The 23,638-nt window shown below is 70.3% G+C and carries 26 protein-coding genes and 1 pseudogene; 14 read left to right on the forward strand and 13 right to left on the reverse strand.

Features of this window, described 5'->3' with window-relative positions:
• The first annotated feature begins 139 nt into the window (after positions 1–139).
• From ACFY4A_RS07245 to ACFY4A_RS07260, 4 genes are all read left to right on the forward strand, one after another.
• The gene (locus ACFY4A_RS07245) at positions 140–889 is read left to right on the forward strand and encodes a hypothetical protein (RefSeq protein ID WP_390828403.1); all 750 of its coding nucleotides are present in this window, start codon (positions 140–142) and stop codon (positions 887–889) included.
• A 727-nt stretch (positions 890–1,616) separates the two neighbouring features.
• Entirely contained in the window at positions 1,617–1,970 is a 354-nt protein-coding gene (locus ACFY4A_RS07250; protein WP_390828404.1) for a hypothetical protein, read from the forward strand.
• 17 nt (positions 1,971–1,987) lie between these two features.
• Positions 1,988–2,173 carry a hypothetical protein gene (locus tag ACFY4A_RS07255; protein WP_390828405.1) on the forward strand — a complete coding sequence of 62 codons (186 nt, stop codon included), beginning with the start codon at positions 1,988–1,990 and terminating at the stop codon, positions 2,171–2,173.
• A gap of 37 nt (positions 2,174–2,210) precedes the next feature.
• The gene (locus tag ACFY4A_RS07260; RefSeq protein WP_390828532.1) at positions 2,211–2,402 is read left to right on the forward strand and encodes a hypothetical protein; all 192 of its coding nucleotides are present in this window, start codon (positions 2,211–2,213) and stop codon (positions 2,400–2,402) included.
• On the opposite strand, the gene uvrA is transcribed toward ACFY4A_RS07260, so the two are convergent.
• From uvrA to ACFY4A_RS07280, 4 genes are all read right to left on the reverse strand, one after another.
• Positions 2,340–5,255 (reverse strand): excinuclease ABC subunit UvrA, encoded by a 2,916-nt coding sequence (gene uvrA, locus ACFY4A_RS07265; protein ID WP_390828406.1) that lies wholly within the window; start codon positions 5,253–5,255, stop codon positions 2,340–2,342. The genes ACFY4A_RS07260 and uvrA overlap by 63 nt on opposite strands.
• Positions 5,256–5,761: 506 nt before the next feature.
• Positions 5,762–6,526: a Fe-S cluster assembly ATPase SufC gene (sufC, locus tag ACFY4A_RS07270; protein ID WP_390828524.1), complete on the reverse strand. Its 765-nt coding sequence runs from the start codon at positions 6,524–6,526 to the stop codon at positions 5,762–5,764.
• Between the two features lie 900 nt (positions 6,527–7,426).
• Entirely contained in the window at positions 7,427–8,002 is a 576-nt protein-coding gene (gene folE / locus ACFY4A_RS07275; protein ID WP_390828525.1) for a GTP cyclohydrolase I FolE, read from the reverse strand.
• Positions 8,003–8,078: 76 nt separating this feature from the next.
• On the reverse strand, positions 8,079–8,267 hold the full coding sequence (locus ACFY4A_RS07280) for a hypothetical protein (RefSeq protein ID WP_390828407.1): 189 nt from the start codon (positions 8,265–8,267) through the stop codon (positions 8,079–8,081).
• A gap of 109 nt (positions 8,268–8,376) precedes the next feature.
• On the opposite strand from ACFY4A_RS07280, the gene ACFY4A_RS07285 reads away from it, so the two are divergent.
• Both ACFY4A_RS07285 and ACFY4A_RS07290 read left to right on the forward strand, forming a co-directional pair.
• The gene (locus tag ACFY4A_RS07285; protein WP_390828408.1) at positions 8,377–8,865 is read left to right on the forward strand and encodes a hypothetical protein; all 489 of its coding nucleotides are present in this window, start codon (positions 8,377–8,379) and stop codon (positions 8,863–8,865) included.
• A 398-nt stretch (positions 8,866–9,263) separates the two neighbouring features.
• Entirely contained in the window at positions 9,264–10,235 is a 972-nt protein-coding gene (locus ACFY4A_RS07290) for a bile acid:sodium symporter (protein WP_390828526.1), read from the forward strand.
• A 245-nt stretch (positions 10,236–10,480) separates the two neighbouring features.
• Here the strand turns inward: ACFY4A_RS07290 and ACFY4A_RS07295 are convergent, their stop codons facing one another.
• Positions 10,481–10,846: a hypothetical protein gene (locus tag ACFY4A_RS07295; protein ID WP_390828409.1), complete on the reverse strand. Its 366-nt coding sequence runs from the start codon at positions 10,844–10,846 to the stop codon at positions 10,481–10,483.
• A 406-nt stretch (positions 10,847–11,252) separates the two neighbouring features.
• Between ACFY4A_RS07295 and ACFY4A_RS07300 the strand changes: the two genes are divergently transcribed.
• From ACFY4A_RS07300 to ACFY4A_RS07310, 3 genes are all read left to right on the forward strand, one after another.
• Positions 11,253–11,528 (forward strand): SpoIIE family protein phosphatase, encoded by a 276-nt coding sequence (locus ACFY4A_RS07300; protein WP_390828410.1) that lies wholly within the window; start codon positions 11,253–11,255, stop codon positions 11,526–11,528.
• Positions 11,416–11,769: a PP2C family protein-serine/threonine phosphatase gene (locus tag ACFY4A_RS07305; RefSeq protein ID WP_390828411.1), complete on the forward strand. Its 354-nt coding sequence runs from the start codon at positions 11,416–11,418 to the stop codon at positions 11,767–11,769. The genes ACFY4A_RS07300 and ACFY4A_RS07305 overlap by 113 nt, the downstream gene beginning before the upstream one ends.
• A 214-nt stretch (positions 11,770–11,983) precedes the next feature.
• Positions 11,984–12,166: a hypothetical protein gene (locus ACFY4A_RS07310; RefSeq protein WP_390828412.1), complete on the forward strand. Its 183-nt coding sequence runs from the start codon at positions 11,984–11,986 to the stop codon at positions 12,164–12,166.
• Positions 12,167–12,323: 157 nt separating this feature from the next.
• Here the strand turns inward: ACFY4A_RS07310 and ACFY4A_RS07315 are convergent, their stop codons facing one another.
• From ACFY4A_RS07315 to ACFY4A_RS07345, 7 genes are read right to left on the reverse strand one after another with little or no spacing between them, the layout of a single operon-like run.
• Positions 12,324–13,634 carry an amidohydrolase family protein gene (locus ACFY4A_RS07315; protein WP_390828413.1) on the reverse strand — a complete coding sequence of 437 codons (1,311 nt, stop codon included), beginning with the start codon at positions 13,632–13,634 and terminating at the stop codon, positions 12,324–12,326.
• Between the two features lie 12 nt (positions 13,635–13,646).
• The gene (locus tag ACFY4A_RS07320) at positions 13,647–14,480 is read right to left on the reverse strand and encodes an ABC transporter ATP-binding protein (protein WP_390828414.1); all 834 of its coding nucleotides are present in this window, start codon (positions 14,478–14,480) and stop codon (positions 13,647–13,649) included.
• Positions 14,477–15,445, reverse strand: coding sequence for an ABC transporter ATP-binding protein (locus ACFY4A_RS07325; protein ID WP_390828415.1), 969 nt, complete (start codon positions 15,443–15,445; stop codon positions 14,477–14,479). The genes ACFY4A_RS07320 and ACFY4A_RS07325 overlap by 4 nt, the downstream gene beginning before the upstream one ends.
• A complete protein-coding gene (locus ACFY4A_RS07330) occupies positions 15,442–16,254 on the reverse strand; it encodes an ABC transporter permease (RefSeq protein ID WP_390828416.1) in 813 nt (270 codons plus the stop codon). Before ACFY4A_RS07330 ends, ACFY4A_RS07325 begins: the two co-directional genes overlap by 4 nt.
• A complete protein-coding gene (locus tag ACFY4A_RS07335) occupies positions 16,251–17,201 on the reverse strand; it encodes an ABC transporter permease (protein ID WP_390828417.1) in 951 nt (316 codons plus the stop codon). Before ACFY4A_RS07335 ends, ACFY4A_RS07330 begins: the two co-directional genes overlap by 4 nt.
• Positions 17,198–18,817 carry an ABC transporter substrate-binding protein gene (locus ACFY4A_RS07340; RefSeq protein ID WP_390828418.1) on the reverse strand — a complete coding sequence of 540 codons (1,620 nt, stop codon included), beginning with the start codon at positions 18,815–18,817 and terminating at the stop codon, positions 17,198–17,200. The genes ACFY4A_RS07335 and ACFY4A_RS07340 overlap by 4 nt, the downstream gene beginning before the upstream one ends.
• A complete protein-coding gene (locus ACFY4A_RS07345; protein WP_390828419.1) occupies positions 18,814–20,007 on the reverse strand; it encodes an amidohydrolase family protein in 1,194 nt (397 codons plus the stop codon). The genes ACFY4A_RS07340 and ACFY4A_RS07345 overlap by 4 nt, the downstream gene beginning before the upstream one ends.
• Before the next feature lie 97 nt (positions 20,008–20,104).
• Between ACFY4A_RS07345 and ACFY4A_RS07350 the strand changes: the two genes are divergently transcribed.
• A complete protein-coding gene (locus ACFY4A_RS07350; protein WP_390828420.1) occupies positions 20,105–20,770 on the forward strand; it encodes a FadR/GntR family transcriptional regulator in 666 nt (221 codons plus the stop codon).
• Positions 20,767–21,927: a nitrilase-related carbon-nitrogen hydrolase gene (locus tag ACFY4A_RS07355; protein WP_390828421.1), complete on the forward strand. Its 1,161-nt coding sequence runs from the start codon at positions 20,767–20,769 to the stop codon at positions 21,925–21,927. Before ACFY4A_RS07350 ends, ACFY4A_RS07355 begins: the two co-directional genes overlap by 4 nt.
• A gap of 128 nt (positions 21,928–22,055) precedes the next feature.
• Here ACFY4A_RS07355 and ACFY4A_RS07360 read toward each other — a convergent pair whose 3' ends face one another.
• Positions 22,056–22,460: a PhzF family phenazine biosynthesis protein gene (locus tag ACFY4A_RS07360; protein ID WP_390828422.1), complete on the reverse strand. Its 405-nt coding sequence runs from the start codon at positions 22,458–22,460 to the stop codon at positions 22,056–22,058.
• Positions 22,461–22,464: 4 nt separating this feature from the next.
• Here ACFY4A_RS07360 and ACFY4A_RS07365 point away from each other — a divergent pair, with 4 nt between their 5' ends.
• The 3 genes and pseudogenes from ACFY4A_RS07365 to ACFY4A_RS07375 all read left to right on the forward strand — a co-directional run.
• Complete coding sequence (locus ACFY4A_RS07365; protein ID WP_390828423.1) at positions 22,465–22,590, forward strand: hypothetical protein; 126 nt, start codon at positions 22,465–22,467, stop codon at positions 22,588–22,590.
• Between the two features lie 48 nt (positions 22,591–22,638).
• Positions 22,639–23,226: a TetR/AcrR family transcriptional regulator gene (locus ACFY4A_RS07370; RefSeq protein ID WP_390828527.1), complete on the forward strand. Its 588-nt coding sequence runs from the start codon at positions 22,639–22,641 to the stop codon at positions 23,224–23,226.
• A gap of 160 nt (positions 23,227–23,386) precedes the next feature.
• A pseudogene (locus ACFY4A_RS07375) lies at positions 23,387–23,521 on the forward strand (3-alpha,7-alpha,12-alpha-trihydroxy-5-beta-cholest-24-enoyl-CoA hydratase); the annotation flags it as partial.
• Between the last annotated feature and the right edge of the window lie 117 nt (positions 23,522–23,638).

Genomic DNA, 23,638 nt, shown 5'->3' on the forward strand with positions numbered 1-23,638 from the left:
GATCGACCGCGACGCGCGACCCGGCGCGCTCCTCGGCCGGCAGTGGGTGGAAGCGGTCTGGATCTCCTTGTGCACGGTGGATAACATGCCCAAACCGCACAGGTCCGGGGTTGCTTGTCCGGCCTGTTGTCCATCATCCATGGCCGCCCCGCAGGCCACCGGCGCCGCCGCACTGCTGCTGTCCGCCGCCGAGCAGAACGGGATCGACGTCACCCCTGCCGAGCTGCGCAGGGCCGTCTACTCCACGGCCGACTACAACGACACCGTGGAGGCCATTGCCCAAGGCCGCGGGCAGTTCGACGTTCCGGCGGCCTGGAAGTACCTGACCAAGGCCGGCAACGAGATCGCCAAGGGCGTCGCCCGGGGCGACGACGTCACCGTCTCGGCCCCGGTCTGCACCGTGCTCTCCGGCCAGTTGGCCACGCCGAACACCGGCCGAGGCCTGTTCAACAGCTGCGCCCCGGGCAGCGGCGGCCAGAAGATCGGGGAGTCCCGCACCTACGACGTCACCCTCACCCGCACCAGCGGCCGAGACGACGCCAGGCCCTATAAGCTTGTCCTCAAGGGCAACGACGGCACGTTCACCGCTCCTGAGTTCGTCGCCCTGGAGAAGAACGTCCCGACCGTCGTCCAGGTGACCGCCAACCCTGTCACCCAGGGCACCCACAGCGCCGTGCTGACCATCGACGACCCCTCGACCCTGGCCGTCGAGCAGTCCGCCTACCTGGCCGTCGAGGCCGCCGCCCCGCTGACGCCGGGCACCACCTGGTCGGCGGAGGGCAACGTCTCCCGCAACGAGACCGTCCGCTACACCGTGGCCGTCCCGGCCGGCACCAAGAGCCTGACGGTCAACCTCTCCGGTCTTGCCGACGGCAGTCAGACCCGCTGATGGGCCTTCAACCCCGAGGGCGTCAGCGGCGAGTCCTCCGCGACCGGCACCATCTACTGCTACCCCAACTACTACGACGGCTACGGCTGCAATCCGCTGACGCGCACCTACACCTCGCCCAAGCCCGGTGTCTGGGAGTTCGTCGTCGAAGCCCGCCGTACCACTCCGGAGCTGCGCAACCCCTTCCACCTGGAGGCGTCCATCACCCAGTGACGACCGCTCCATGACGGCGTGATGACACCGCTTCCGCCACAGCGGCCGGAGCGACGCCGGGCCAGCCGCTGAGCGGCAACCGCGAAAGTGCCTTCTGAACTGGGACGACGAGGCTTGTCCAGGGCCTCTGTCACCCCAGTGAGAAGGCACTTTCTGTCCATGTCCCCGCGTTCCCCGGCCCTGGCCTTGCCCCAGCCGGTCGCCTTCGCGACGGGTCGCTCCACCGGGTGCAGGTGGCCGGGACGCTCGAGTCCCTCTGGTCGCGCCGCTTCAAGACGCTCCGGGGCGCGTCCGGGACGGCTTCTGCCGCGCCGTCCTCAAATGTGCCGCCGCTCCTGAACATTTGGGTAAGTACCGGAATAGGCGACCATAGATGCGGCATCGCGATTGAGGTGTAACGCGATCGCGCCGGCAAGACGCAGAAGAAAAGAGGAGCGGGGCAGCACCCCCGGACTGAATTTCAACACTCGGGGCTACCGCGCCAACACGACACCTCCTCAGATCGGAATTTCTTGTGAGCAACACAGACCCGGCTTCCGGATACCCCGCGTATCACCAGCCCTCAAGTCCAGACCGTTCCGTGCGCCACCAGGCCGCTGGACGGCGCGCAGCGCTGGCGGTCTGCACGATCGCCGACACCGCGGCAGGCCTGCTGGTCCTGTGGATTCTGTTGTTCCTGCTCGACGCGAACCAGGCGAACGTATTCGTCAAGTTCGTGCAGGCAACGGCGGACTGGCTGGCCTGGTGGTCGCAGGATATCTTCACAATGGACACAGAGGGCCTACGCGTCGTCCTTAATTACGGTCTACCCGCAGTGATCTATTTGCTGATCGGACACGGAATCGCCGCCCGGCTCAACCGGGCCTGAAAGCCCAAGGATCGACTGTGACAAGCAGCCCCACCGGAAACGTACAACTGCTGATCTACGAGGATCTGATACGCGAACGCGGTGACGTCGTCGCGGAGGCTCAGTTGGCGGCAGAGCACACGCGGCATCAGGCGTCGGAACTGCTCGGCAGGCAGGATGTGCCCAGGCAGGCGCGGCACCCGGCCGTCCCCGACCATCGGTAGTCAGCGCTTCGCCGCCTGCTCGCCAGGGGGTCGGCTGGTGAGCAGAGCGATGATCCCGGCACTCAGCCGGCTCGACTTCCCGGGCTGGGTGGTCGTCACCGCGCACGACCGCTGGTTCCTCGACCGCGTCGCCACCCACGTCCTCACCTGGGAGGGCGCCGCACCCCTACGGGCGCCCGACCGGCCTCTTGTGGTGCGATACGACCTGACGGTCAGTCACGATTCCTGACTTCGGAAGTACTTGGCGCAGTGCGCGGCCGGTGTGGCTGTGCTCCACGGTGACAACGTGTTCAGGGGTGCCTTCGGTGACGACCCGCCCGCCGGCCATGCCGCCCTCGGGACCGAGGTCGATGACCCAGTCCGCGGTCTTGATCACGTCCAGGTTGTGTTCGATGACGACCGCCGTGTTGCCCTTGTCGACCAGGTGGCCGAGCACATCGAGGAGCTTGGCGATGTCGTGGGCGTGCAGGCCGGTGGTGGGCTCGTCGAGGATGTACAGCGTGTGGCCGGTGAACCGCTTGTGCAGTTCGGTGGCGAGCTTGACGCGCTGGGCCTCGCCGCCCGACAGGGTCGGTGCGGGCTGGCCGAGGCGTACATAGCCGAGGCCCACGTCGACCAGGGTGCGCAGGTGCCGGTGGATCGATGTGCTGGGGTGGAAGAACTCGGCGGCCTGCTCGATCGGCATGTCCAGCACTTCGGCGACGTTCCTGCCCTTGTAGCGCACCTCGAGGGTTTCACGGTTGTAGCGGGTGCCGTGACAGACCTCGCAGGGGACGTACACGTCGGGCAGGAAGTTCATCTCGATGCGGAGGGTGCCCTCGCCCGCGCATGCCTCGCAGCGGCCGCCCTTGACGTTGAACGAGAACCGCCCGGCCTGCCAGCCGCGGACCTTCGCCTCCGTGGTGGCGGCGAACAGCTTGCGGATGGGGTCCCACACACCGGTGTAGGTGGCCGGGTTGGAGCGCGGGGTGCGGCCGATCGGTGACTGGTCGACGTGGACGACGGCGTCCACCAGATCGGCGCCGAGCAGCCTGCGGTGATGCCCGGGCACGGTGCGGCTGCCGCGCAGGTGCCGGGCGAGAGCCGGGTGGAGGATGTCGTTCACGAGCGTGGACTTGCCGGAGCCGGACACGCCGGTGACCGCGATCAGGCAGCCGAGCGGGAAGGAGACGTCGATGCCGCACAGGTTGTGCTCCCGGGCGCCGACCACCGTCAGCTGCCGGTCGGGCGAGGCCGGGCGGCGTACCGGGGGGACTCGGATCTGCCTGCGCCCGGACAGGTACGCACCGGTCAGCGACCGTTGATCCTTCAGGAGTTGGGGCAGTGGGCCGCTGTGGACGACGCGGCCGCCGTGCTCGCCGGCACCGGGGCCGAGGTCGACGATCCAGTCGGCCGCCCGAATCGTGTCCTCGTCGTGCTCGACGACGATCAATGTGTTGTCCAGGTCGCGCAGTCTCAGCAGGGTGTCCAGCAGGCGCCGGTGGTCGCGTGCGTGGAGCCCGATGGTCGGCTCGTCGAGCACGTACAGCATCCCGGTCAGACCGGAGCCGATCTGTGTGGCCAGCCGGGTGCGCTGCGCCTCCCCGCCCGACAGGGTGGCCGCGGCCCGGTCCAGCGCCAGGTAGTCCAGGCCGACGGAGAGCAGGAAGCCCAAGCGCGCCTGAAGTTCCTTCAGGACCCTGCCGACGATCATGCGCCGGCGGCGGTCCAGCACGAGTCCGGCCAGGAAGTCCGCGCAGTCCCGCACGGACAGGGCCGCCACCTGGGCGATGGACCGTTCGCCGAGCTCGCGGTGTTCGAGGGTGACGGCGAGGATCTCCGGCTTGAGCCGGGTGCCCTGGCAGGCGGGGCAGGGGGCCTCCCGCAGGTAGCCCTCGTACCGCTGGCGGCCGTAGGCCGAGTCCTCCTCGGCGACGCGGCGCTCCAGGAACGGGATCACACCTTCGTACCGCGTCCAGTAGCTGCGCTCCCGGCCGAACCGGTTGTGGTAACTGATGTGGACCGGCTCGTCCGTGCCGTACAGCACCGCCGTGCGCTGCCCGGCCGACAGCCTTCGCCACTGCGTGTCCAGCGGCAGGTCGCAGGCGGTGGCCACAGACTCCAGCAGCCGTTGGAAGTATTCGGTCTGCCGGCCCGCCCACGGCGCGATCGCCCCGTCGGCCAGGGACAGCGTGTCATCCGGCACCACCAGGTCAGGGTCGACCTCGGTGCGTACGCCCAAGCCGGTGCAGCGCGGGCACGCCCCGTAGGGGGAGTTGAACGAGAACGTCCGCGGCTCCAGCTCCGTCACCGTCAGCGGATGGCTGTTGGGACAGGCCAGATACTCGCTGAAGACCCGTTCCCGGACCGCAGACCCCTCTGGCTCATCGAGGAACTCGACGATCACCTGCCCCTCGGCCAGCCGCAGGGCGGTTGCCACCGAATCGGTGAGGCGGCGTGCGACGCCCGGCTTGACGGCCAGCCGGTCGACCACGCACTCGATGCGGTGCTTGCGCTGCTTCGCCAGGGCCGGCGGGTCGGTGAGCCGGTGCACCACGCCGTCGACCCGCACCCGCGAGAAGCCCTGGCCGCGCAGGGTGGTGAGCAGTTCGTCGTACTTGCCCTTGCGGTCGCGCACCAAAGGGGCGAGGACCTGGAAGCGGGTGCCATCGGGCAGGCCGAGGACCTGGTCGACGATCTGCTGCGGGGTCTGCCGGTCGACGCGTGCGCCGCAGGCGGGGCAGTGCGGGACGCCCGCACGGGCGTACAACAGCCGCAGGTGGTCGTAAACCTCGGTGATCGTACCCACCGTGGAGCGCGGGTTGCGGGTGGTGGTCTTCTGGTCGATCGACACCGCCGGGGACAGGCCTTCGATGAAGTCCACGTCCGGCCGGTCGAGCTGGCCGAGGAACTGGCGCGCGTACGCGGACAGGGACTCGACGTAGCGCCGCTGCCCCTCCGCGAAGATCGTGTCGAAGGCCAGGCTGGACTTGCCGGAGCCGGACAGGCCGGTGAAGACGATCAGGCTGTCACGGGGCAGGTCGAGGTCGATGTCGCGCAGGTTGTGCTCCCGTGCCCCGTGCACCACCAGCCGGTCGGGCATTTCCGCCCCCTCTCGGGATCCAACGTCATCGGGAATCGGTCAGGCTGTTCACCGTGCGCCCCCGGCTCCGGGCGGTGAGGAGTCCTGCTTGGCGGGCTTGGCGGATTGGGGTGTCTCGCCTCGGCAGGCAGCCGGCGCGTCGGCGGGGCTGCCGTACGCGACCGTCCTCCAGCCGGACGTCATGGCCGCCTCCTGGGCTGTCGTGCGTCCAGGTGGACCTGCCCGTGCGCGCACCCCACTTTCCGTGCCCCGGGCGGCTGAGTGGTCGGCCTGGTCCGGCAGGGCATGAACCATCGGCCCGGCGGGGGCGGATCGACCACGCGCACGCGGTCCGGCTGCATCCAGCGTCACTTCCCAGGATCGCCGATGCGGCACGCGTATGCGAATGGCCGCCGCGGCGTGCGGGAATCGCCGGGGTTTCGCGCTGAAGGCTCCACCGGCAGGACTTCCGTGACAACGCTCCCAAGGCCGGGCCGCCGCCCGGAGCGAGGGGCGGGACGGGCCGTTCAGCCTCGCGCCGCGCCCTTCACGTATGCCTCATAGCCTTCGTCCTCCAGCCGGTCGGCGAGTTCGGGGCCGCCGGAGTCGACGATGCGACCGTCGGCGAAGACGTGGACGTGGTCGGGGCGGACGTAGCGCAGGATGCGCGTGTAGTGCGTGATCAGCAGGGTGGCGACCTGTCCCGTGGCGCGGACGCGGTTGACTCCCTCGGCGACGACGCGCAGCGCGTCGACGTCCAGACCGGAGTCGGTCTCGTCCAAGATCGCAATCTTCGGTTTGAGCAGCTCGAGCTGGAGGATCTCGTGGCGTTTCTTCTCCCCTCCGGAGAAGCCCTCGTTGACGTTGCGCTCGGCGAAGGCGGGATCGATCTGGAGGCGCTCCATCGCCTCGCGGACCTCCTTGAGCCAGGTGCGCAGCCTGGGGGCCTCGCCGCGGACAGCGGTGGCGGCGGTGCGCAGGAAGTTGGACATGGATACGCCGGGAACCTCGACGGGGTACTGCATGGCGAGGAAAATCCCGGCCCGCGCCCGCTCGTCGACCTTCATTGCGAGCACGTCCTCGCCGTCCAGGGTGACGCTGCCGGAGGTGATCAGGTATTTCGGGTGCCCGGCGAGCGCGTAGGCGAGGGTGGTCTTGCCGGAGCCGTTGGGGCCCATGATGGCGTGGGTCTCGCCCTGGCGTACGGTCAGGTCGACCCCATGAAGGATCTCGCGCGGCCCGGCGTCGGTGTGGACCGAACAGCGCAGGTCGCGGATGTCGAGGGTGGCCATGGTCACCTCACCTGCCTCACCTTGTTCACCCACTTGAATGGCATAGGCGCCGCGCGGCCCTCTCATCCAGCGTGGCTCAGCCCCGGCTGTCCGGTACAGCGCGGGTGGCCCGCGTGCCACATGCAGGTGATGCCCGCGGAGGGTCGTGCCTACGACTTCTCGGCGATGGCTACGGGCGTCACGTCGGCGACATGGTCGTCCGTGGCGGGAGCACCCGGCGGGAAGCCCGGCCGGTCCGTAGCCGTCGTCGGTGGGACGGCGGCTCCGGGGCGGACTGAAGGCCTGGAAGCCGGGTGGGCCAGACGTGCCGGAAGAACAGGCTGCCGGGTGGGTCCGGGTCGTTCGACAGGAAGTGCTCACGCACCGCTCGGACGAAATTCGTAGCGCGAGATCGCGCCGTCCCCGTCGGTGTAGTGATCAGCCCCGTGGCCTGCCGCACGCCACGGTGCGCGCGCGTGGCGAGCTGAGCCGGCCGGTCGTCCCTGCCGGGGAGCCCTCTGCCGCTCAACCTTCCACCTTCCACCCGGCCGGTGGCGGGGCTCCGGCCCACGCGTTGGAGGGGCGGCCGCCACGGTGACGGTCTCGCGGTCCACGTCCGTGCCGACCTTGCCCCGGGCCGGAGCGGTGTCGTGGCCGTGGTCGTCATCATCGTCGTCGGAGAAACGCCTCGACGCGGTACCCCTGGGAGCCGGAGCGGGGGCGTAGTCCGTGATCAGGCCGCGTCCGTGGGGACCTTGCCGGCAGAGTCGACGACCGGAACGAGGCGACCGTCGTCGTCGGGCAGGTCCAGCGAGCCGAAACGCCCGTTCAGTGCGGCCTGGGGACCCGCCACCGTAGGCGCGTGACCTCCGTCTTGGTGCCGGACGCCGACGGCGCTCTGGACATGGTGGGGCTTGGCCATCAGGCCGCGCCGGTCAGGGCGAGGAATTCGCTGCGGGAGCGCGCGTCGGAACGCAGCAGGCCGAGCAGGGTGGAGGTCATGGTGCTGGAGCCGGTGGCCTGGACGCCGCGCAGCGTCATGCAGGAGTGTTCGGCCTCGATCACCACTCCCACGCCCTTGGGTTCCAGATGGGTCTGCAGCCAGTCGGCGACCTGCTTGGTCAGACGTTCTTGGGCCTGTGGCCGGCAGGCGAAGTGCTCGACGACACGAGCCAGTTTCGACAGGCCCAGGATGCGACCGCCGGGCAGGTAGCCGACGTGGGCGGTGCCGACGAACGGCAGCAGATGGTGCTCGCACACCGATCGGACGGGAATGCTGCGGGCCAGGACGAGTTCGTCGTAGCCCTCGTCGTTGGGGAAGGTGGTCAGGTCGAAGGGGCGCGGGCTGAACAGTTCGGCGTAGGCGCGTGCCATCCGGCCCGGGGTGCCGCGCAGACTCTCCGAGGCTGTGGAGATGCCGAGGGCGTTGAGGAATTGGCCGGCGGCGTGTTCCGCGGCGGCCAGGTCGATACCGCCGGGCTCGTGGACCACCCGCATGGCGCGCCCTGCGGGTGCCGCTCCGTCGTGGCCGTGTGGATGCGTGCGGGCGGTGGCGTGGGGCGACTCGGTCATGTCAGCTGCCGCCGATGCCGAGGGCGGTGAGGAGTACCAGGACGAGGGTGACCACGGCGAACAGCCCGTGCGCCAGGACCACCGGCAGCGGGAAGTGCCGTTCGGCAGGGACGGCTCCTTCGGCTCCCTGAGCCGTCGCGGCCGCTCGCCGCGCCGTCACCCGCGACGAGGCCGCGGCCAGTGTCGGCATCTCGCGCAAGCTCGCGGCCTTCCACCTCGACAAGCTCGTCGACGCCGGCCTGCTGCACGCGCGTTACGAAACACCCGGTGGGATCCGAAAGGTCGGCCGGCGGCCGAAGGTGTACGAGCCCACCGACACCCAGATCACCGTGAGCATCCCGGACCGGCGTCACGAACTCCTCGCGGATCTTCTCCTGGACGCCGTACTGACCGAGGGCGCCGGCGAGAACGCCGTACAGGCGGCGGTGCGGACCTCTGAGGAGCGGGGCCGGCGGATGGGCGAGGTCGCGCGGGAGGAGACCCGCCCGGGTCGCCTCGGTCCGGAGCGCGGGCTGACCGTCTGCGAGGGGCTGCTGGAGCAGTACGGCTACGAACCGGTCCGGGAAACCCCCACCCGGCTCCGGCTGCGCAACTGCCCGTTCCACCCGCTGGCCGCGAAGGCCCCCGACCTGGTGTGCGGCATGAACCAGGCCTTTCTCAGCGGCTGCCTCAGCGGCCTTCAGGTCGGCGGAGTCCAGGCCGTCCTGGCCCCCGAGCCGGGGGAATGCTGCGTCCGGCTTGTCCCCAGTGACACCGATGGTGACGACCGGACGGCGCGAGACCACTGACGGGACGCTGCCCTGCCCGCGCGCCGCCGCCCCGGCTCAACCCCGCCCGCTACGGAAGGCTCGGTGGGAGGGCGCGTTCCCGGCCCGGACCCGGAGGCGTGACGGGATGCCCCGGTCGCCTGCACCCTCGGCCGCAGCAGCGGGGCTCTTCGTCGTGCGTCGGCGCCGCCTGGCCGCGGCCTGTCACTCCAGCCCGGCGCCTGCTGATCTCGGCACGCCCGCCGTCCGACGGCGTTGCGGGACAGCGCGCCGCCGCGCTGACAGACCCAGCGCTGCCGGTGTTCGTTTCGGTGGCGTGACCTGCGAGGATGGGGAGCCGGACGCCGCGGGGCGGGCCGGACGAGCACGAGGGAGCAGTCGGGGTGTCGCAGCAGGGACCGCGGGGACTGGTCGGGCACATGGAACACCACCAGGTCGCGATCCACCTCGCGGCGATGGGCGTCGGCGGACTGCTGGGCCGGCTGGCCCCCGGTGCCGGGCCGGGCCTGGAGCATGCGATCAACCCGGTGCTCGGTGCCCTGCTGTTCGTGACCTTCCTCCAGGTACCCGCCGCCGAACTGGTCCGATCGCTGCGCGACGGCCGGTTCCTCACCGCGGCCCTGGTGGTGAACTTCGTGGTGGTGCCGCTGGTGGTCGCGGCGATGTTCGCGTTCCTCCCCGCCGACCAAGCCGTGCGGGTCGGGGTGCTGTTGGTGCTGCTGTGCCCCTGCGTGGACTACGTGATCGTCTTCTGCGGGCTGGCCGGCGGCTCCGGCCGCCGCCTGCTCGCCGCCACTCCGCTGCTGCTCGTCGCCCAGATGCTGCTGCTGCCGCTGTTCCTGTACCTGTTCATGGGTTCCGAACTGGCCGACATCGTGGAGGCCGGCCCGTTCCTGGAAGCCTTCGCGTTCCTGATCGTCATCCCGCTCGCGCTGGCCTGGGCGCTGCAGGCGTGGGCCGCCCGCCGTCCGGCCGGGCAGAAGGTCTCCGACGCGGCGACCACCACTATGGTGCCGCTGATGGCCGCGACCCTGCTCACGGTCGTCGCCTCGCAGGTCCCCAAGCTCGACGACAGCTTCGCCGACGTCGCCGCCGTCGTCCCCTTCTACGTTCTGTTCCTGCTGGTGATGGCCTTCGCGGGGAAGGTCGTCGCCCGCCTGTTCCGCCTCGACACCGGCGCCGGGCGGGCGATCGTCTTCACCGGCGCGACGCGCAACTCCCTGGTCGTTCTGCCTCTCGCCCTCTCCCTGCCCGACGCGCTCGCCGTGGCCGCGGTCGTGGTGGTCACCCAGACCCTGGTCGAGGTCCTCGGCATGGTCGCCTACGTCCGCCTCGTTCCCCGCTTGATGCCCACCGCCAAGCAGACTCGCGATCTGCCCGTCGCCACCTGACCGGCCGGCCGGGAACCTGCGGTCGCGCACCTCTCGGGACCTGGTGCGCACCCAGAGCTTGTTCCGCGCGAGGTATGCGGCGGCGTGAAATGCTGAGCAGGCCCTGGCCAGGGGCGTTCGGACAGCATCATGGCTGACCAGGCATACGAACGGCCGGAGTCGACCTCCCTGGTGCTGGGAACTTGCTCCCTTGAGCCGTTTCTCCAGGCTCTCGTGGACGCCGCGCCGTGCGAGTCGTACGGAGGTCACTCGTGACGCAGCGGGACAGCGCAATGCGGCGCATGCTGACGGGGCTGCTGGCCGAAAGCCACGTCACGCCGTTCGAGAGCCTGCCCTCGCGCGTGGCCGACCACGCCGCGGCAGCCGGCTTCCACGACGTTCTGATCTACCTGGGCGACCTTCGGCGCGAAGTCCTGCGACTGGTCACCGGCGACGGGCTCGACGTCCCCGTGCACGCCCCGGATGGCGGAGCGGAGCTGACCATCGAGGGCACCGTCGCGGGCCGCGCCTATCAGCAGGGTCGCATCGTGCCTGCCCCCGGGAGCGCGGACGGCCCCCACGGATGGTGGGTACCGCTGCTGGACGGCACCGAACGCCTCGGCGTGCTGCACGTGACCACCGTCGAGGACGGGGAGGACGCATACCAGGACATGCTGGCACTGGCCTCGCTGGTAGCGATGCTGGTGGTCGCCAGCCAGGACATCAGTGACTCCTACGCCCGCCTGACCCGCACCCAGCCCATGAACGTCGCCGCGGAGATGCAGTGGACGCTGATGCCGCCGCGTACCTACGCCGACCACCGGGTGGTGATCAGCGCTGTGATGGAGCCCGCCTACGAAGTCAGTGGCGACGCCTACGACTACGCCACCGCCGCCGGCACCGTCCATCTGTCGATCTTCGACTCCATGGGACACGACACATCGGCCGGTCTGACCGCCAACCTCGCGATGGCTGCCTGCCGCAACCACCGCCAGGCAGGGCACCGGTCTGGAGCATCTCGGCGATGCCATCGAGCAGGTGCTGCTGGAGCAGTTCGGTCCGTCACGCTTCGTCACCGGCATCTTGGCCAACCTCGACACCGCCACCGGCATGGTGACCTGGACCAACCACGGCCACCCTCCGCCCGTCGTCATCCGTGGCGGACGCTGGACCACTCCTGCAGTGTCCGCCGGCGCATCCCATGTGCACCGACCTGGGCCTGCCCACCGCCCTGTGCCACGAGCCGCTCCAACCCGGCGATCGTCTCGTTCTCTACACCGACGGCATCACCGAAGCCCGCACCAGCGGCGGTGAGGAATTCGGTATCGCCCGCTTCATCGACTTTCTCATCCGCCACCACGCCGACGGGCTCAACGTCCCCGAAACCCTCCGCCGCCTCATCCGCGGCCACCTGCGCCACCACGGCAACCACTTGCAGGACGATGCCACCATCCTGCTCTGCGAATGGCTCGGCCCCCACGCCGATGCCGTCACGAACGCTGCACTCTTGGCAGGCCTGCCCGACCCCGAAGTCGGCAGAGTGGGCCCCGACTGACGAGAAGACGGCGACGCGACCTGCCTCTACCCGTACTGGCGTACAACGGCCAGCGGTGTTTCGCCGCAGCTTCCGGCGAAGTACGAGCCCGACCAGAAAAGGCCGCCCCACGGTACCTGCGGGCGTGGTTGTCGTACTCCTTGCGCGGGTACCGGGCGGAGACGCCCACGCCCGCGCTGCAGGGCGGCCGTTCGCCACGTCGGGGGAGTCGTCCATGCGGCTGACGGCCGTGAAGAAGACCCCGGAGCGGGCGTGGCTTTCGGAGGTGTCTTCGGCCATCCTCCAACAGTTGCTTCGGGATCTGGATGCGGCGGTGGAGTCGGACGACGGGGTGTTGATCAGCAGCAGGTACTTCACGGTGCGCTCCGCGCGCATGGGGTTGGTTGCGCGGATATGACGAATGGCCGGAGGGAGAATCGACAGGACGACGAGAGGAATCCTTTCAGGGTGCCCGAGGCCCTGCCTCGTGACTGAGCGTGCTGCTTGGCCACCGTGGCCAAGCAGCACGCTCAGTTCGCGTCGAGACCAGCGCGCACCGCTCGCGCAGGCGGCCGTCAGCTGCCGACGACGACGCCGCTGCTGATCACCGCGCTCGGCGTCCTCAGTGCTGTGACGTCCTCCAGCGGATTGCCGGCGAGCAGCACCGCGTCGCCACGGAAGCCCTGGGCCAGCCGCCCTGCGCTGCGGCTCAGTCCGGTCAGCCGTGCCGCCGTCGTAGTGGCGGTGCGGATGGCGTCCAGGGCCGGCAGGCCGGCCTGGTGCATCAGCACCACCTCACCGCCGATCGGATCGATCTGTCCCCCGGCGGAGTCGGTCCCGGCCGCCACTGGGACGCCCATGTCGTGCGCCGTGCGCACGGCTTGCTGCAGTACGGGGAGGAACTCGCGCCCGCGCGCGGCGAGCACGGGGTCGTCGGATTCGGCCAGCCCGGCGATGGCGGTCAGGGTGGGCGTGAAGTACGTACCGCGGCGCCGCATTTCGTGCAGCGTGTCCTCGGCGACGAAGACACCGTGCTCCAGACTGCGGATACCCGCCAGGACGGCGTCGCGGCAGCCCTGTTCGCTGTAGCTGTGGCAGAGCACGTCGGCTCCGCGGCGTCGTGCCGCCGCCACCACCGTGGCGAGTTGCTCACGGTTGTACACCTGGTGCAGCGGGTCCTGGTCCGGCAGGCCCGCACGGTCGTTGACCCGGGTCTTGATGACGTCCGCGCCCCGGTTCAGGTTCACGTCGACCACGTGGCGCAGTGCCTCGGACGAGCGGACGCCGTCCTTGAGGCGGGCAAGCGGAGCGAGGTCGGGGTCGGCCAGGATCGTGTCGCCGAGGTCGGGGGTGACGAAGATGCCGGCGGCCCGCATGCGCGGTGCCCGGGCCGGGGCCCATCGGGCCAGTTCGCGCACGGCGATGTCCTGGTAGAAGCCGGTGGACCCGCTGCGCACGCTGGTCGCCCCCTGACGCAGGGCCGTGCCGGCCTCGGTGAGGGAGTTGATGTGGATGTGGGCGTCGACCAGGCCGGGGAGCACCCACCGGCCGTGGGCGTCGACCACGGTCACGCCCGCTCGTAGCGCCGCGCGGGCACGCCGGGTGGCGTCCCGGCTGCCCACGGCCCGCACGGTGCCGTCCACGATGACGACCACGGAGTCGGCGGTCACCGCACCGGTCAGCGGGTCGAGGAGGGTGCCGCCGTCGACGACGAGAGTGCCGCCGGACGGCGCCGGGCCGGTGCCGGGTGCCTTCCGTTCCGGCGTACGCGCGGCCGCCTCGGCCGTGCCGGCGAGCAGGGATCCGCCGGCCAGTGCCATCGCGGTGGCGAGGACGCCGCGCCGGGCGACGTGTGAGGGAGGCGGCTGATGGTGGTCCTGACACATGGTGATGGCCTTTCAGTTTTGGGGACGGGGGGAAGTGGGGTGCGGGGAAGGGTGGGAGCCGTCCGCGCGACGGCGGGGCTTCCAGCCGGGTCGGGGGACCGCGTCCAGGAGGGTTTGGGTGTATTCCTCCTGTGGGGCGCGCAGCAGTTGCTGGGTCGGCCCGCGCTCGACCACGCGGCCGGCGGACATCACGATCGCCGTGTCGCTGATCTGGTTGACGACGGCCAGGTCGTGCGAGATGAACACGTAGCTGATGCCGCTGCGCCCGCGGATGTCGGTCAGCAGGTTGAGGATCTGCGCTTGCACGGAGACGTCCAGTGCCGCGACCGCCTCGTCCAGCACCAGAACCTGCGGTTCGACGGCGATCGCGCGGGCGATGGCGACGCGTTGTCGCTGTCCGCCGGAGAGCTGACGGGGCAGCATCGTGGCGTGCCGGTCGGTCAGCCCCACGGCCTCCAGCAGTTCCAGGGCCCGGCTGCGCCGTTGGTGCGTGCTGAGCGGGAAGTGCAGGGCGAGGCTGGTTTCGATGACGTCCCCGATGCGTTGCAACGGGTCCAGCGAGGAGTACGGGTCCTGGAAGACCATCTGGATCTCCCGGGCCCGGCGGCGCCGTTCGGCCGAGCCGGTCCGGCCCGTCCGTGGTCGTCCGCAGACGCTGATCGTGCCGGCCGTGGGAGTTTCCAGACCCAGCAGCATGCGGGCGACGGTGGTCTTGCCCGAGCCCGACTCGCCCACGACGGCCAGTGATTCACCGCGGGCGACGGTGAAGGACAGGTCGTCGACGGCGACGGCGCCCTTCCCGTAGACCTTGCGCAGACCTTCTGCCCTGACCAGGATCTCGGTCACGGTTCCTCCGCTCGTATGCAGGCGACGTGGGCGCTGCCCACCGCGCGCAGCGCCGGGCGGGCGGTCGAGCACTCCGGTGTGCTGACCGCGCAGCGGGGTGCGAAGGCGCAGCCATTGCCCGCCTCGAAGGCCGCGATCGCCCGGCCGGGGACGACGGGCAGTGGACGGACGACCCGGTCGATACTCGGTCGGGAGGTCAACAGGCCACTGCTGTAGGGATGTTGGGGGGATCCGGTGAGCGCCTCTGCGGACTGCACCTCCACGATCCGTCCGGCGTACATGACGCCGATGCGGTCGCAGGTCGCTGCGGCGAGCTCGAGGTCGTGGGTGATCAGCAGCATGGCCATACCGCGGTCCCGGCGCAGTTCGTCCAGGATGGCCATCACCTCCGACTGGGTGGTCACGTCCAGAGCGGTCGTGGGCTCGTCTGCGAGCACCAGGTCGGGTTCCACGGCCAGCACCGATGCGATCATGACGCGTTGGAGCAGTCCGCCGGACAACTCGTGCGGATGCTGTCGCATCCGGCGCTCGCCGTCGGTGATGCCGACATCGGCGAGGAGACGGACGGCCTTGGCGTGAGCCTGCTTCGGGGGTACCGACAGGTTGGTGACCAGCGCCTCGGTGAGGAAGTCACCGATGCTGCGGACCGGATTGATGTGCGCCCGGGGGTCCTGGAAGATCATCGCGACCCGGCGCGCCCGCAGGGCGCGCAGCTCCCGCGTCCCGAGGTCGGGGACCGGCGTGCCGTCGAACTGGATCCGGCCGCTCAGCCGTGCGCCGGGCGGGGTCAGCCGCAGGACGGACCGCGCGGTCATCGACTTCCCCGAACCGGATTCGCCGACGAGACCGACGGCTTCGCCCGGGGCGACGGTGAGGCTGACGTCGTCGACGAGCGTCCGCCATTGCCTGCGGCCGGCCGGAACCTCGAGCCGCAACCGGTCCAGGACCAGGAGATCGTTGCTCATCGCGCACCGCCTTGCTGAGCACCCATGCGGTCGCCGAGCACCGTCACCGCGACCACCACGATCACGATCAGCACGCCCGCGCTGATGGCCTCCATCGGCTGGCCGCGCATCGCGCCGTCCAGTCCGTTCTTGACCATCAGGCCCCAGTCGGCTGCGGGTGGCTGCACACCGAGTCCTAGGAACGAGATCGCGGCCAGGTCGATGATCGCGAAGCCGAGTGCCGACACCGACTGGGCGACGATCAACGGGCGCAGGTTGGGCAGCAGATGCCGCCCGCAGATGGCGACGGCCGATCTGCCCTGGAGCCAGGCGGCCGCGACGTAGGGGAGACCGCGCTCCCGCAGTGCGGCGCTGCGGACGACGCGGGCCACGTACGGCGTGTATGCCACGGACAGGCCGATGACCACTCCTGTCATACCGGGACCGAGCACGGCCACGGTCACCAGGGCGAACACGATGCCGGGCACGGCGAACAGTACGTCGAGCAGCCGGGAGATGACGGCGTCGACCCGGCCTCCGGACCACGCGGCGATGATCGCGAGCGTGGTGCCCACCACGGTGGACAGTGCGATGATGACCAGCGGGCCCAGCAGCGTCGTGCGGGCCCCGAACATCAGCCGCGACAGGATGTCCCGGCCGAGCGCGTCACCACCGAGCAGGTGGCTGCCGGTGCTCCCGGCCAGCGCGTTGAAGAGGTCGGGCCGATTCGGATCGTAGGGCGCCAGCAGCGGCGCACAGACGCTGACCACGGCAATGACCGCGAGCACTGCCACTGCTGCGAGGCCCGTCGGGCCCAGGCGTGCCTTCATGCCGCCTCCCCTGGAGACAGACGGGGGTCGATGAGCGAGTAGCACAGGTCGACCACCAGGTTGACGATGACGAACGCGGTGACCAGGACGAGAACGACGCCCTGCACCACGGCGAAGTCCCGCTGGAGAATGGCCCGCACCAGCAGGGAGCCGAGTCCGTCCAGCGCGAAGATGTTCTCGACGACCACGGAGCCCGCGATCAGGCCGGCCACGGTGAGGCCCATGACGGTCACGACCGGGATCGACGCGTTGCGCAGCACGTGCCGGCGGACGATGTGGGACTCGGAGAATCCGCGGCTGCGCGCCGTCTCCACGTGTTCGCGGCGCAACTCCGCGCCCACCGAGGCACGGGTGATGCGGGCCAGGAAGCCGGCGCTGCCGAGGCTGAGGGCGATGGCGGGCAGCGTCAGGTGATACAGCCGGTCGCCCAGGCCCGTTCCCGGGCCGAAGACCGGGAACCAGCCCAGACTCAGGGCGAAGACGACGACCAGTATTACGCCCACGACGAAGGTGGGAGTGGCCAGGAAGACGCTGTTGACCACCGAGACGGCCGCGTCGACCGGGCCCCGTCGCAGCGCTCCGAGCAGGCCGAGGGCGATGCCCATGACGACGATGATCACCGCGGCGTACAGCACCAGCAGCCCCGTTGTCGCCAGCCGGGTGGACATCAGGGCGGACACGTCCTGGCGGTAGACCAGGGACTGACCGAAGTCACCGTGGAGCGCGTCGCCCAGCCAGCTGAAGTAGCGGACCAGGAACGGCTCGTCGAGGTGGTATTGGTGACGGATCGCCGCGATCTGCTCGGGGCTGCCGCTGCGGTTGCCCAGCAGGAACGCCATCGGACCGCCGGGAACGGTGTAGAGCAGCCCGTACACCAGGAAGGAGGCCACGAGGAGGACCGCCGCGAGCGCGGCCAGCCGTCGTGCCAGGAATGTCGGCCACCTCATCGCGCACCGATCCCGGCGGCCCAGGGGTAGTACAGGTACGAGAACGAGGCGACCGCTCCGGTGATCCGCTTGTTCATGTAGAGGATGACGGGAAGGGAGGTGATGGGTGTCCAGGGCACATCACGGCTGACGGCGGCCTGGATTCCGCTGACCAGCTCGGCCCGCCGTTGCGGGTCGTAGGCGGCCTGTGCCTGTCTGACGGCGCCGTCCACGGACGCGTAGTCGTTGAAGTTGGACCGGCCGCCCTTGGTGAAGACCCGGTAGGCGTCCAGTGGATCGGGCATGTTGCCGTACCAGGTGCTCAGGAAGGCGTCGATGCCTTCCCGGGCTTTGGGGTCGCTGTAGAGGTTGCCGTACTGCTCGACCGGGATGACCTTGATCGTGACGCGGAGCCCGAGGTCCTCGCCGGCGGCCTTGATGATGCTCGCGGTCTGTTCGTGCACCGCCGAACTGCCTTGGATGCCGATGGTGAGGGGACGGGAGGGCTTGCCGGCGGCCTTCAGGAGCCGCCGGGCGCGGGCGAGGTCGGGGCTCGCCGGGGGCAGAGCGTCGTGTGCGGCGCGGAAGGTGCCGGCGGCATAGCCCCAGTAGTCGGAGTTGGCCAACGAGCTTTCCGGGGCGGCTGCCCCCTGGAAGATCACCCGGGCTATTCCCGGGCGGTCGAGGGCGGCCGACAACGCCTCACGCACGCGCGGGTCGGCGTACGGGCCGGACTTGGCGGCGCCGAGCAGAGTCCAGAAGGTGAGGGAGCGGCCGAGCGTGACCGAGCCGGTGGGGGAGTTGTCCAGTTGGCTGAGTCCGGCAGGAGGGAGGTAGAAGTACTGCCCGTCGACCTCACCGGACCGCAGGGCGTTGACCGCGGTGGTCTCGTCGGCGATGAATCGGAATACCAACGTCCGCGACTTCGCTTCGAGTCCGGGGTCCCAGTAGCTGTCGTTGCGGGTCAGCCGCAGGGAGTCGCCGGGTTTCCAGCCGGCGAACTTGAAGGGTCCGGTGCACATGAGTCCGCCTGTGGGAGAGCCGAGGTTCTTTCCGGCCTTGTCCAGGAACGATTTCTCCACGACGGCTCCGGCGGCGGTCGCCATGGCCTGGTTGAAGAGCACGTCGGGCTGCTTGAGGTCGATCGTGACCTGGTACGGCCCGGTCGCCTTGATGGAGGCGACAGTCTCGAAGTAGTCGCTCCACCAGGTGCCCAGCGTCGGGTCGAGGTGACGGTTGAGGCTGGCCGCCACGTCGTCGGCGGTCATCTGGTCGCCGTCCCAGAACCTGACGTCCTTGCGCAGTGTGTAGACCCATCGGGTCGGGGTCGGATTCTCCGCCTTCTCGGCCAGACCGGGGCGGATCTTCAGGTCGGGAGTGAGCCGCATCAGACTCTCGCACATGTTGGCCAACGCGGTGTTCTCGGCGTAGTTGAAGGAGCGGATCGGGTCCAGCGTCTGTGGCTCGTAGGGCAGGTTCCAGGCGATCCGGTCCACACCGTGGGTGGCCGACGCGGTGGTGGTGGCGAGGTCCGCCGTCGTGTTGGCCGCTCGTTGCCCGCCCAGCGTCGTGGTGCCGCAGGCAGTCAGGGCGAGCGCGAGTCCGCCGGTGAGCAGGGCCGGCCTGCGGCGCTTCACCGGGTGGTCCTCTCGAGGCGCCCGTCACGGGCGACGACGTTCCCGGCACGGACGACCATCGCGGGCAGCGGCCGGTCGACGAGGACCTGGGCGACGGACTCCCCGGCCAGCAGAACGAAGTCGGCAGGGTCGCCGACCCGCAGCTCGGACCGTTCCAGGCCCATGACGTCCGCGCCGCCGTGCGCCGCCACGGCGTAGCACGCCGCCAGTTCCTCGTCGGTGCGGGCATCGGTGCGGTACGCGAGCAGATGCGCCCGCGTGAACATGTCGCCGTCGCCGAACGGGGTCCAGGCGTCCCGCACTCCGTCCGAACCGGCGGCGACCCGCACGCCCCGTCGCACCAGCGGCCGGAAGGGCACGACCGGCTCGCTGCCCAGCGCGCAGGTGGTCACCGCCACGTCCGCGTCGGCCAGTAGCTCGGCGGTGCGCTCCAACTCGGCGGGGTCACAGTCGGACAGGCAGAACGCGTGGCTGATCGTGACCTCTCCCTGCATGCCCGCGGCCCGGGTACGGCGGGCGATCTCGGCGACCTGGTCCAGGCCCGCTCGGCCGCGGTCGTGCAGGTGGATGTCGATCGGTGCGCCGGTGCGCTCGGCGATGCCGAACAGCACGTCCAGATGCCCGTCGAGGTCACCGTCGATGCCGATCGGATCCAGGCCGCCGACGATGTCGGCGCCCTCCTTGACGGCCTGCTCCAGCAGGTCGGCGGTGCCGGGCTCGGTGAGGAGGCCGAGCTGGGGGAAGGCCACCACCTGCAGGTCCATCGCCGTTGCGAACGGAGCGGCGGCGGCGCGGATCCCGTGCAGGTGGGAGAGCCCGTGGACGGGTGCGACATCGACGTGCGCGCGCATCGCGCGGGTACCGCGGCCGACCGCCCGGGCGATCAGGGCGCCGGCGCGTTCGTGTACCGGAGAGGTCATGGCGCGCTGGGTGGCGACGTCGTTCGTGATCAGTTCGCGGAGCGTGTCGGCGGGTTCGCGGCTCAGCCACGGCCGGCCCCAGGTCGACTTGTCGGGATGGATGTGCGCGTCGACGGGGGAAGGCAGGGCAAGGGCACCGCCGCCGTCGACGACGACGCAGTTCCCGGGCCGCGTCGCGGGATCGATGGCCGCGATGCGGCCGTCGGTCACCAGCACGTCGTGAGGATCGCCGCCATGAGGGCGGATGTGGGTGAACAGGGCGTGGGTCATGCCAGCGGCCCCCTAAGAGTCGGTGAAAGGGCTGGAACTCTGCCCTCGGAGAGCCATATGGTTATCAAGTCATCAGATGATTAGGGAAGGGGGGTGCATGAAACCCGTGGCACGGGTGTCGATCGTCGACACCGTGATCAACGAGTTGCGCGGAGAAATCGCGCGGGGCACATGGCAGGTGGGCGACCGGATACCGCCGGAGGACCAACTCGCCGCGGCCCTCGCCGTGAGCCGGCTCTCCATCCGCGAGGCGGTCCGGGTGCTCGTCCACGCCGGACTGCTCACCACCCGTCAAGGCGACGGCACCTATGTCACCGCCACCGACGAGGGCCAGGTCGCGCTGCGCCGGCACTTCGACCGGGCGAGGACCGCGGACATCCTTCAGGTCCGCCGCGGCCTGGACATAGTCGCCGCCCGCCTCGCCAGCACGACGCGCACCGAGGGCGACCTCGCCGCGCTCCGCGAAGCCATGGAACGCAGGGAATCCGCAGGCCGGGCCCGGGACCTGGACGCCTTCACCGATGCGGACGTCGACTTCCACCTGCGCATCGCCGAGGCGTCCCACAACCCGCTGCTCAGCGACCTCTACCGGAACATGAGCGACGCCCTGTGGGAGACAGTCAAGGCCAACCAGTGCATGGACGACGCCGGCGAAGACCCGTTCCACACGGCGCTGTTCGAAGCCGTGCGCGCCGGCGACCCGGTCGCCGCGACCGCCGCGGCGCTCGCCATCCTGGACGACTACCCGGAGGCAGAAGGGTGACCGCCGCCGATCTGCTGATCCGCAACGCCGACCTGGTCGTCACCACGGACCAAGCCCTCGGCGACCTGCCCGGCGGCCGGGTCGCCGTCACCGGCGGTACTGTCACCGGCGTTGGATCCGCTGCCGGCGGCGTCCCCGTCTCCGTCATTGCCTTGCTCGGCGATTCGGGGATTCCTAGTCTCGGGGCCATGACTTCCCTGCCCCAGGCCGCTGCCGCGGCCCCCGAGTCCCGCCGTACCGTGACCGCTGCCGTCGTCCAGGCGGCCGCCCCGCTGTTCGACACGAAGGCCGCGCTGAAGCGCGCCGAGGAACTCATTCGGGAGGCCGTCGGCGACCGAGGCGCGGAGGTCGTCGTCCTGCCCGAGGCGTTCCTCGGGGGCTACCCCAAGGGCCTGGACTTCGACATCACCGTCGGCAGCCGCACCCCGGCCGGCCGCGAACTGTTCCGCCGCTACCACGCCGCCGCCATCGACGTCCCCGGCCCCGAGACCGACACCCTGGCCGCCCTCACCCGGGAGCTCGGCTGCCACGCCGTCGTCGGCGCCGTCGAACGCCAGGGCGGCACCCTCTACTGCGTCGCCCTCTTCTTCGGCCCCGACGGCTATCTGGGCCTGCACCGCAAGCTCATGCCGACCGCCGCCGAACGCTACCTGTGGGGTCAGGGCGACGGTTCCACCCTCCCCGTCGTCGACACCGGCACCGCCCGCCTCGGCGCGGCCATCTGCTGGGAGAACTACATGCCGCTGTTCCGCACGGCCATGTACGCCAAGGGCATCGACCTGTGGTGCGCGCCGACCGTGGACGACCGCGATGCCTGGCAGGCCAGTATGCGGCACATCGCCCTGGAGGGCCGCTGCTTCGTCCTCAGCGCCAACCAGTACCTGCGCCGCGAAGCCCTGCCCGCCGACCTCCACCCCGTCCAGGGCGACGCGCCCGACACCGTCCTGATCGGCGGCGGCTCCGTCATCGTCTCCCCGCTCGGCGAGGTCCTCGCCGGCCCGCTCCGCGACAGTGAGGGCATCCTGACCGCCGAACTCGACCTCGACGACCTCACACGTGCCCGCTTCGACTTCGACCCCACCGGCCACTACGCGCGCCCCGACGTCTTCACCCTCCAGGTCGACGAGTCCGCCCGCACCACCGTCACCAGTACGTGATGGGCGACCGCAGCGCCACAAGGGGGGCGCGTCGCGCTCACCGTCTGCTGTGAGCAAGGCGCACGCCGAGTGGGACCGTGACCCCGGCCGGGCCGTCACCGTCACCCCACTGGTCTTGGGCCGGCGCTTCAGCTGATGCGAACTCCCGTGCCGCTGACGCGGACGCGCGGGTCACCCGCGCGCAGCGTCACCGTGAGTTCGCCAGGGCGGCCCATGTCCTCGCCCTGATGCAGGGTGAGGACGGCGTCCTCGGGGACCAGGCCGAGCTCACGGGTGTACGCACCGAACGCGGCGGCCGCGGCGCCGGTTGCCGGGTCCTCGACGACGCCGCCGACGGGGAACGGGTCACGGCCCTCCGGGGGCGCGGTCAGGAACGCGGACTTCGAGTATCCGAGGTCGGCGGCGATGGCCAGCATGTCGCTGTCGTCCAGGGCGGTGGCGTCCAGAACGACGCCGGCGGGGTTTCCGCCGTCGGGGGCGCTGGAGAAGGCGGTGTATCGCAGCACCTCGGGCCGCGGCGCGTTCGTCGTCATGTGCGTGGCAACGCGGGGGGTGTCCGCGGCTGTTCCAGGACGCGGGCGGAAGCGCGGCGTGTTCCTGGCCACCGGCTACGCCTCCTACATGACGGGCGAGGCCCTGTCCGTCAGCAGCCAGCACGCGTGAGGCGAGAATGGCCAGGTGCCGAAAAGTAGCCACAGCAAGAAGACCACGATGAGCCCGTCGCCCGAGCGGCGCGAGGAACTCCTGGCCACCGCCGCCGAGGTGTTCGCCGCACTGGGGTACAACGCCACCACCGTCCGCAAGATCGCTGACGCGGCTGGGATGCTCGCAGGCAGCCTCTATTACCACTTCGACTCCAAGGAGTCGATGCTCGACGAGATCCTCTCCACCTTTCTGGACGAGCTATGGGCCAGGTACGAGGGCGTGCTCGCCGCCGGGCTCGGCCCCAGGGAGACGATCGAGGCCCTCGTCACCGAGTCCTTCCGGGAGATCGACCGGCACCGCGCCGCGGTCGCCATCTACCAGAAGGAGTCCAAGCACCTCCGGACCCAGCCGCGCTTCGGCTATCTCGCCGATTCGCAGGTGAGGTTCGAGAAGGCGTGGCTGGGCACGCTGGAGCGCGGAGTGGCCGCCAAGGTCTTCCGCGCCGACCTCGACATCCGACTCACCTACCGCTTTGTGCGCGACACCGTATGGGTCGCCGCGTCCTGGTACCGGCCGGGCGGACAGCACAGCCCGGAGGAGATCGCCCGCCAGTACCTGTCGATGGTGCTGGAGGGCGTTGCCGTGCGGTCATGAACATGAGATAACCCCGATCCGGATGCTCTCCGCGCAGATGCTCCGCAACGATGTCCTGGACGACCAGGACATCGTCGAGGGATACGTCCTGGCCTGCCAGGCCGTGCCACTCACCGATCGGGTCGAGATCACCTACTCCTGAGGGGGAAGGGGCGAAGAGATGGCGGTCAAAGCCGTCACCGACCGCCTGCTGGGCGGGGACGCCACTCGCATCGCGGCGTGCCGTACGCGCTTCGCGGGGGTCTTCTTCCCCGGTGAGACCCTGCGGCTGCGCATCTGGGACACCGGGGACGGTTGGGATGAGAAACCGCCCCTGAGCACTCGGTGATCTCGCGTAGGCGCTTCGAGAACGGGGTTTCAAGGGCGGGTTCTGAGGGCCGCGAGGCAGCCGGCCCAGCTGTCCTGGGCCGGA

Source organism: Streptomyces sp. NPDC001292 (assembly GCF_042896465.1).
In the GTDB taxonomy this organism is placed as follows: Bacteria; Actinomycetota; Actinomycetes; order Streptomycetales; family Streptomycetaceae; genus Streptomyces.

Coding starts and splice junctions, on each gene's coding strand:
- ACFY4A_RS07245 (WP_390828403.1), top strand. CDS start 140: ATGGCCGCCCCGCAGGCCACCGGCGCCGCCGCACTGCTGCTGTCCGCC.
- uvrA (WP_390828406.1), bottom strand. CDS start 5,255: ATGCCCGACCGGCTGGTGGTGCACGGGGCACGGGAGCACAACCTGCGC.
- sufC (WP_390828524.1), bottom strand. CDS start 6,526: ATGGCCACCCTCGACATCCGCGACCTGCGCTGTTCGGTCCACACCGAC.
- folE (WP_390828525.1), bottom strand. CDS start 8,002: ATGCGGGTGGTCCACGAGCCCGGCGGTATCGACCTGGCCGCCGCGGAA.
- ACFY4A_RS07280 (WP_390828407.1), bottom strand. CDS start 8,267: ATGCCGACACTGGCCGCGGCCTCGTCGCGGGTGACGGCGCGGCGAGCG.
- ACFY4A_RS07290 (WP_390828526.1), top strand. CDS start 9,264: ATGGAACACCACCAGGTCGCGATCCACCTCGCGGCGATGGGCGTCGGC.
- ACFY4A_RS07305 (WP_390828411.1), top strand. CDS start 11,416: ATGTGCACCGACCTGGGCCTGCCCACCGCCCTGTGCCACGAGCCGCTC.
- ACFY4A_RS07310 (WP_390828412.1), top strand. CDS start 11,984: ATGCGGCTGACGGCCGTGAAGAAGACCCCGGAGCGGGCGTGGCTTTCG.
- ACFY4A_RS07315 (WP_390828413.1), bottom strand. CDS start 13,634: ATGTGTCAGGACCACCATCAGCCGCCTCCCTCACACGTCGCCCGGCGC.
- ACFY4A_RS07325 (WP_390828415.1), bottom strand. CDS start 15,445: ATGAGCAACGATCTCCTGGTCCTGGACCGGTTGCGGCTCGAGGTTCCG.
- ACFY4A_RS07330 (WP_390828416.1), bottom strand. CDS start 16,254: ATGAAGGCACGCCTGGGCCCGACGGGCCTCGCAGCAGTGGCAGTGCTC.
- ACFY4A_RS07335 (WP_390828417.1), bottom strand. CDS start 17,201: ATGAGGTGGCCGACATTCCTGGCACGACGGCTGGCCGCGCTCGCGGCG.
- ACFY4A_RS07345 (WP_390828419.1), bottom strand. CDS start 20,007: ATGACCCACGCCCTGTTCACCCACATCCGCCCTCATGGCGGCGATCCT.
- ACFY4A_RS07350 (WP_390828420.1), top strand. CDS start 20,105: ATGAAACCCGTGGCACGGGTGTCGATCGTCGACACCGTGATCAACGAG.
- ACFY4A_RS07360 (WP_390828422.1), bottom strand. CDS start 22,460: ATGACGACGAACGCGCCGCGGCCCGAGGTGCTGCGATACACCGCCTTC.
- ACFY4A_RS07370 (WP_390828527.1), top strand. CDS start 22,639: ATGAGCCCGTCGCCCGAGCGGCGCGAGGAACTCCTGGCCACCGCCGCC.